We start from the raw sequence: 5,688 nt of genomic DNA on the forward strand, positions 1-5,688 counted from the left end.
TGAACAGGTAGCCGGTGCCCATCAGGACGCCGACACCGGCGCCCTTGCGCACCAGCGGGTCGGCGACGGCGGCGACGGTCGCGGCGGAGCGCGCGTCGTGGATGCCGCCCGCGAAGAGCAGGTGCAGTTCGTCGGCGGGCAGACCGGTGTCGACGGCCTCGATCAGGACGGCGACCTGCGCCTCCCAGAGCGCGAAGCTCGACAGTGGGCCTACGTGGCCGCCGCACTCGGCGCCCTCGAAGACGAACCGGCGCGCGCCCGCGGCGAGGAACTGGCTCAGCAGACCGGAGGACGGCACGTGCAGGAACGTGGCGATGCCCTCGTCCTCCAGCGCGCGGGCCTGGTCGGGCCGCCCACCTGCGATGAGCGCGGTGGCCGGGCGCATCTCCTTGATCACCGCGAGCTGCGCGGCGCGGATCCCCTCGGGGGCGAACCCGAGGACGCCAACGCCCCATGGCCGCTCCCCCAGGGTTTCCCGGGTCTCGGCGAGCAGCGCGCGGGTCTGATCCTCTGTGGACAGCGCGAGCGCGACGAACGGCAGCGCTCCCTGTCCGGCGACGGCGGCGGCGAACGCTGCCTGGTCGCTGACCCGGGTCATCGGCCCCTGGGCGACCGGCAGCCTGGTGCCCAGCGCGCGGGCCAGCGCCGATCCCTCGGCCAGGGCGGCGATGCCGGGGGCGAGCGCGGAGCGGACTGCGATGAGGACGGCGCGCACGGCGCGGGCGACACTGCCGTGATCATGGGCGAACCGCTGCGCGAGAAAGACATCCTGCCCGGCGGCGACCAGCTCGCCCGCCGCGATTCGGGTGGCCACAGTGGACTCATCGAGGTCGGCGGGCAGCGGGTCGGCCGTGCGGTCGGGCAGCACCCGGTGTCCGCCTGCCACGACCGTCGCCGATCCGTCGCCCGCGGCCAGGAGCGCGCGGGCGCGCGCGGGCAGTTCGGCCTCGGGCAGCAAGGACAGCTGTGTTTCCAGCACGACACCGGCGGCACCCGCGACCACGGCGCCCGCGGCGGTGTTCGGGCCGATCCCTCCGCACACCCACACCGGCACGGTGAGGTCCGATTCGCTGAGCACCTGCTGCAGCAGCACGAACGAGCCGAGCGAGCCGACCCGGCCACCCGCCTCGCTGCCGCGCAGGATGACGCCGTCGGCGCCGTTCTCCGCGGCCCGCAGCGCCTCAGCCGCCGAGGTGGTCTCGACGAGCACGAAGAACTGGTCCGGGATGTCGGCGAGCGACCACGGGGAGTCCCAGCCGAGGACGATGGCGGCGATCCGGTTCGAGCGATCTCCCACCAGGGCGACGAAATCGTCGACCGTGAGCGCGCACGAATGCGGGACGCGCACACCGACGGGCGCGTCGTCGGCCGCGCGCACGACCGAGGCCAGCGCCTCCCGCGCCACCCGGTCGCCCCTGCCCAGGTCGAGGACTCCCAGCCCGCCCGCGCCGCTGACCGCCGCGCACAGGGCGGCGTCGGCCGCACCGGGCGCGGTGATCCCGATGACGAGATCGGGCCGTTCGACTCTCGCTGGCATGTCGCCTCCGCTGTTCGTGTTCCGCGATCGGGCGCGGGCCCAGGTCACGCCTTGATCCGCGGGCGTGTGGCGGACTGCTGGTTGGTCACCCACACCTGCGGGTCCGCGGCCTTGCTCGCGTACAGGTCCGCGATCTCCGGGTGGGGAAGGATGAGGAACCGGTCATCGGCCACGCCCTGGGCCGCGGCTTCGGCGACCTCTTCGGCGGTGATGATCGGCGCGTAGTCGGCGACCGCGCGCGCGGCGGGGTGGCCCGCTTCCAGGCCCGCCATGAGCAGGTCGGTGCGCACGCCCATCGGGCACAGCGCGCTGACCGTGACACCGAGGCCGCCATAGGTGAACGCCAGCCACTCGGCGAGTCCGACGGCGGCGTGCTTGGTGACCGAGTACGGGGCGTCGCCGGGCAGGCCGAGCAGTCCGACGGCGCTGGCGGTGATCATGAGGTGCCCCTCGCGCCTGCGCGCCATCGCGGGGAGCACGGCCTGGGCCAAGTGCACGTGCGCGAGCACGTTGATCGACCAGGAGCGGGCCCAGTCGGCGTCGCCCGCGTGGATTCCCATTCCGGTGGCGATACCGGCGTTGGAGCAGACGATGTCGACACCGTCGTATTCCTTCTCGGCCAGTTTCACCAGCCCGATGATCTGCTCGCGGTCGCTGACGTCGACGCGCACGCCGATAGACGGGACCCCGAGAGAACGAACCTGGGCCGCGACCCGCTGGGCGCCGAGTTCATCGATATCGGCGACAAGAACACCGCGCGGCCGCTCGTGCGCGAAACGCAGCGCCATCGCGGCGCCGATTCCACGGCCCGCACCGGTGATAACCAGTGATTTATCCTGAATTTCCACGAGGCTCCTCACCGGCCAGGCCGGACCGCATCGACACCCGACCAAACGAGTGACACCCATCCGGCGCTGTTGAGCGAAGTTAGAAGGCGCGTGTGATGGCCGTCAACCCGGCCCGGACAACCTCGTGCACCACACAACAAGGGTCTCGCAAACCTTGTTCGAATGTGAGTGACACCGCTCGGACCAGGCACTCGGCCCCCTGGGTGTTTGCCCGCCGGGCGGGACCCGAATTACATTGACGGCTTCCGGGCTTTCGGTAAACACTCGGCTCCGCCATCATTCTTATTTCACCGTGAGCAAGATGGGCGCTAAAACTGTGCAGAAGAGCGAAACATCACCGAGCGTGATCAAGGGGCCGTGGCTGCTGGCTGGGGCGATCTTCGTCGGCTACACCGTGATGTCCCTGGCCCGGTTCCAGCGCATCGCGCACGGATCGTTCGACCTGGCGCTGTTCACCCAGGCCGTGGCCGGGTACGCCAAGTTCGAACCGCCCATCTCAAACGTGCGCGAACACGGTTACAACGTGCTCGGTGAGCACTTCCACCCGATCCTCGCCCTGCTCGGCCCTCTTTATCGACTGTGGCCGAGCCCGATGACCCTGCTGGTGGCACAGGCGCTGCTGGTCGCGGTGTCGGTCGTGCCGATCACCCGGCTGGCCGTCGAGCGGCTGGGCACCGGCTCCGGCTACGCCGTCGGCGCCGCGTACGGGCTGTCCTGGGGGCTGCAGGCGGCGGTCGACTTCGACTTCCACGAGATCGCGTTCGCCGTCCCGCTCATCGCGTTCTCGCTGGTGGCGGTGGTGGAGCAGCGCTTCAAGCACGCGATCCTGTGGGCGTTGCCGCTGGTGCTCGTGAAAGAGGACCTCGGTTTCATCGTCGCCGGGATAGGCCTGGTCATCGCCATTCGCGGCAAGCGGCTCATGGGTGCCGCTCTGGGTGTTTTCGGTATCGCGGCGACGCTGATCGAGATCGGAATACTCATCCCGGCGATAAACCCTGAGGGCAAATATCCGTTCTGGAAGCAGGCGGGCGGCACCGACCCGACCGCGGAACAAGGGCCGTTCGGCATGGTCACCGCGCTGGCCGAGCAGCTGTGGAAGTCGGGCGATGTCAAGGTCCACACCTTGTTCCTGCTGCTGCTCGCGACCGCGTTCCTCGCTGTGCGGTCACCGATCACCTTGATCGCGGTCGTCCCGCTCGGCCTGCGGTTCATCTCGCCCAACGAGTTCTACTGGGGCACCACGTTCCACTACAGCGCACCGCTGATGCCGATCTTGTTCGTCGCCGCCATCGACGCGCTCATCAAGCTTCGGGCCACCGAATCCTCAGGTCAGGGCTTTAGGGATCGCGCACGGAAGGCCTGGGCGACCCATGGCGCCATCGCCATGCTGGCCATCGCGATCGCCCTGACGGACAAGTTCCCGCTGTCGCAGTACTGGGACCCGGAGAAGATGTTCTCCCCCGAGGAGCGGGTCGACGCGGCCTGGACGGCGATGGCTTTGGTGCCCGACGGCGCGACTGTGGAGACCACGCTGAACCTGGCACCGCTGTCCGGGCGCACCGACACGTACTGGGTCGGACATGCGAACAACCCGGTGCCGCAGTACGTCGTCTTCGACGCGAAACACAGCGGGGCACCGGTCCCGCCGGAGGACCCGCTGCGGTGGATTTCGGAGCGGCACGGGGGTGCCCCATTCGAGACGATCTACGCCGACGGTCACGGGCTGTTCGTCTTCGTGTCGTTAGGCGATGCTCCATCCCGGTGAGAGTTGTCCCACACGGTCCAACCGGTCGGTCGAAAATATTGGCCCATGACAAAGGTTGAACGGATTTCCCGGCGCCTTCGGGGAAAGCTTGCGTGGCCAAAGTCGCAAAGCTAGTTTCCGTAATGGTAGCGAGCCTGCAACACAACCTTCGCTACCTTCCCGGCCACTCTTGCCAGATCGGTCCCCGCTGACGACTGCGCACCGAGCCCGCGGTATTCGTATCACCGTTGATACCACGAAAGGATGATTGTGAATCATCGCAGAGGTTCAAAGAAATTGACCGCGGTATTGGCCTCGGTCACCACTGCCGGGCTGGTGGGCGCCGGCCTTTTCATCGGTGCGGGCTCCAGCGCGGCCGCCTCCCTTGACCTGAACTACGGCTGCACCTTTCCCCTGATCGACGTTCAGCCGGTCAAGATCCAGATCAACGCCGGCATCCCCGACACGATCACCGCGGGTGTGCCGACCGGCGAGTTCCAGATCGAAGCGATCTCCACGCTGAACGAGGACACCACGACCGGCCTCAAGCTGGTCAAGGTCGCCACGATCGAGGGCACCGCGATTTCCACCGCGCACATCAGCGCGCCGGACTTCGACACCGACCTCGAGGTTCCGGTCACCGTGGAGAAGACCGCGATCCCCGCGTCCGGCGGTTTCACCGTCAAGGCGACCGGCAAGACCCCGTCGCTGAAGTTCCCGAAGGCCGGCCCGATCAAGATCACGGTCCACGACATCGTTCTGAACATCACCGCCAAGAAGGCTGACGGCACGCTCGCGAGCATCCCGCCGTCCAACCCCTTCGAGGCCCCCTGTGTTCAGGACCCGGGCCAGAACAACGTCCTGAAGGAAGGCCAGATCCTTCCGGGCGGCGGTGGCGGCACCACCACGCCGACGACGCCGCCGGTCACCACCACCACCACCACCACCACGAAGCCGCCGGTCACCACGACCACCACGAAGCCGCCGGTCACCACGACCCCCGGTGGCGGCACGGTCAAGTACGGCTACAACCTGGCGGGCAAGTCGAACCTGAAGAACATGTCCGGTGATGTCCCGCTGAAGGGCGCCATCGACGCCACGCTGACGCTCTCGACCCAGAAGTTCGTCGCTGACCTGGTCCTGAACCCGGCCACCGCCAACCTCAGCATCATGGGCTTCCTGCCCGTCGTGTCCAAGGTCGAGTTCGTCAACGAGCGCCAGACCGCCGGTTCCATCGAGGCTGATGGAACGCTCAAGTCCAACTCGCTGCTGACCATCAAGCTGCCGCAGGTCAGCCTGTTCGGCTTCCCGATCAGCCAGAGCGCGGACTGCAAGACCGTCACCCCGTCCGACATCAACCTGGCCTCGGCCCCGGACTTCGATGTCATCGCCGGTGGTCAGCTGACCGGCACCTACACCATCGCCCCGCTCAAGGGCTGTGGCTCGTTCAACGACTACATCAGCGGCTTCGCCGCTTCGTCGGGCAACACCATTGCGGTCAACCTGACCTCGAAGTAAGTCTCCACGGTAAGTAGTACAGCTCCACCGCTCCCCACCGG

The 5,688-nt window shown here is 68.0% G+C and carries 4 protein-coding genes; 2 read left to right on the forward strand and 2 right to left on the reverse strand.

What is annotated here, in order from left to right; genetic code table 11:
• On the reverse strand, nucleotides 1-1,537 hold a 1,537-nt coding region (locus tag ACRDSQ_RS32305; protein WP_431426402.1), incomplete at its 3' end, for a nitronate monooxygenase.
• A 44-nt stretch (nucleotides 1,538-1,581) separates the two neighbouring features.
• Entirely contained in the window at nucleotides 1,582-2,445 is an 864-nt protein-coding gene (locus tag ACRDSQ_RS32310; RefSeq protein WP_431426403.1) for an SDR family oxidoreductase, read from the reverse strand.
• Nucleotides 2,446-2,686: 241 nt separating this feature from the next.
• On the opposite strand from ACRDSQ_RS32310, the gene ACRDSQ_RS32315 reads away from it, so the two are divergent.
• Both ACRDSQ_RS32315 and ACRDSQ_RS32320 read left to right on the forward strand, forming a co-directional pair.
• Nucleotides 2,687-4,150, forward strand: a complete 1,464-nt coding sequence (locus ACRDSQ_RS32315; protein ID WP_431426405.1) for a DUF2079 domain-containing protein — start codon at nucleotides 2,687-2,689, stop codon at nucleotides 4,148-4,150.
• 276 nt (nucleotides 4,151-4,426) lie between these two features.
• Entirely contained in the window at nucleotides 4,427-5,647 is a 1,221-nt protein-coding gene (locus tag ACRDSQ_RS32320; protein WP_431426407.1) for a DUF6801 domain-containing protein, read from the forward strand.
• The last annotated feature ends 41 nt before the right edge of the window (nucleotides 5,648-5,688 follow it).

Origin of the sequence: Actinokineospora sp. (assembly GCF_050699995.1) — a bacterium.
Taxonomy (GTDB): Bacteria; Actinomycetota; Actinomycetes; order Mycobacteriales; family Pseudonocardiaceae; genus Actinokineospora.

Excerpts from the sequence above, each read along its gene's own strand:
- ACRDSQ_RS32315 (WP_431426405.1), top strand. The coding sequence starts at position 2,687 with ATGGGCGCTAAAACTGTGCAGAAGAGCGAAACATCACCGAGCGTGATC.
- ACRDSQ_RS32310 (WP_431426403.1), bottom strand. The coding sequence starts at position 2,445 with ATGGGTGTCACTCGTTTGGTCGGGTGTCGATGCGGTCCGGCCTGGCCG.